Genomic DNA, 253 nt, shown 5'->3' with positions numbered 1-253 from the left:
ATACTGAATGTTCGGAAATTTCAAGAGCATGTCCATCCTCTGGATGATTTCATTACGAGCGCACTTTCCATGCTGAAATTGGAACTGCCAGAGCAGTTGAGCACTCCGTTGCCCAAGTTGAAGTGCTCACACTCTGACTATTGACATCCCTAAACTTTGCCAGCAAATACGCCAGGATATCCATCGATTCATCAGCACCCTGATACGGATGGTTTCTGTGCATACCCATTTCCTGATGCATCAAAAATTCCAG

Annotated in this window: 1 protein-coding gene; it reads right to left on the bottom strand. The window is 45.1% G+C overall.

Annotated features, from left to right (window positions below; all coding sequences use genetic code 11):
• Positions 1-52: 52 nt before the first annotated feature.
• A partial coding sequence (locus SB719_RS21445; RefSeq protein WP_412159928.1) for a hypothetical protein occupies positions 53-253 on the bottom strand: 201 nt, incomplete at its 5' end.

This window comes from Pantoea sp. SIMBA_079, assembly GCF_046940275.1.
In the GTDB taxonomy this organism is placed as follows: domain Bacteria; phylum Pseudomonadota; class Gammaproteobacteria; order Enterobacterales; family Enterobacteriaceae; genus Pantoea; species Pantoea borealis.
Note: the sequence above shows the minus strand (reverse complement) of the source record. Positions and strands in the feature narration are given on the sequence as shown.